General features: G+C 43.3%; 1 protein-coding gene. It reads right to left on the bottom strand.

Going from position 1 to position 1,426, the window contains the following annotated elements:
* Positions 1–149: 149 nt before the first annotated feature.
* Positions 150–1,426 (bottom strand): dihydrolipoamide acetyltransferase (locus tag AX663_RS03245; protein ID WP_060972684.1); only part of this gene is annotated, 1,277 nt, incomplete at its 5' end.

The following is a 1,426-nucleotide window of genomic DNA, read 5'->3' as shown; positions in this document are numbered from 1 at the left end:
ACAGAATTTTAGGAGTTTTACGTTAGTGTGCTTGCACACAAGTAAAACTATCTAAATTCCGAAGCATTTCGTTCGAGTTCAAATCGACTCGAACGCTTTAACGCCCTCTCCTTTCTATTTAAAACTTCAGTTTTCAGATATTTTTTTACTTAAATCAACAATTCCATTGGATTTTCAATCAAATGTTTTAAATCAACCATGAATTTGGCACCATTCATACCATCTACAATACGGTGGTCAATAGTCAAGCATAGCCCCATGATTGGACGTACGACAACTTCACCATCAACAACAACCGGTGTCTGAATAGTTGCTGAAACACCAAGGATAGCTGAGTTTGGTTGGTTGATGATTGGGTTAAATGACTTGGTTCCAAACATTCCCAAGTTAGTGATAGAGAAAGTAGAACCTGACATTTCTGCCGCCTTCAATTTACCAGCCTGAGCTTTCTTGATGACATCCTTAGAGGCCACCACAAAGTCAGACAAACTCATCTTATCTGCACCATGAACTACTGGTACAATCAAGCCATCATCGAGACCAACGGCAATACCGAGATTAACAAATTTGTGTAATTCGATATTTTGCGCATCATCAATCAAGGATGCATTGAGGTAACGGTGTTCCTCTTTCATAAGGGTACGCACAACTGCCAAACCAATCAAATCAGTGAAGGTTACCTTCATACCAGTCTTATTCATGATTGGATCAAGGACTTGCTTACGAAGAGCCATAAGGTTAGTCATGTCCACATCGTAGTTAAGGGTAAAGGTTGGCGCAGTTAAGTAAGAGTGCGTCATTCCCTTAGAGATAGCCTTACGCATAGCCGACATTGGGATAACTTCCACACCTTCTGGCAAGACTTTTTCTGGCTTAGCTTCAACCACAGGTGCAGCTGCAGCTTCCTTAACTTGAGCTGGGGCACTGATTGCAAGGACATCTTCCTTGGTAATCTTACCACCAAAGCCTGTTCCAGATACGTTAGCTAAATCAATACCAAGGTCCGCTGCAATCTTACGTGCCAACGGAGTTGCCTTAGGTTGAGCACCCTTAAAGTTCTCAACGTCATCAGCATGAACACGACCTTTTGCTCCAGTTCCTGGAACTTGAGCGAGGTCAATCCCCAACTCACGCGCTACTTTACGTGCTTTAGGTGTTGCACGTACTTTGCCACCTTCGTGTACGACAGGGGCTTGGGCTTGTGTTGCCACTACAGGTGCTTCCACAGTAGCAACTTCTTCAACTTGCGGAGCAGTTTCTGTAGCTGGTGCGCTCGCAGCATTATCAGCCACAACTTCACCTTCTGCTCCAATATAACCGATAACTTCAGTAACTGGTACTGTTTCACCAGCCTGACGGGTAATCTTCAATAGAACACCAGAATCTTCTGCTTCAAGTTCCATGTTCGTTTTATCTGACATGATTT

Source organism: Streptococcus sp. CCH8-H5 (assembly GCF_001556505.1).
Classification (GTDB): Bacteria; Bacillota; Bacilli; order Lactobacillales; family Streptococcaceae; genus Streptococcus.
Note: the sequence above shows the minus strand (reverse complement) of the source record. Positions and strands in the feature narration are given on the sequence as shown.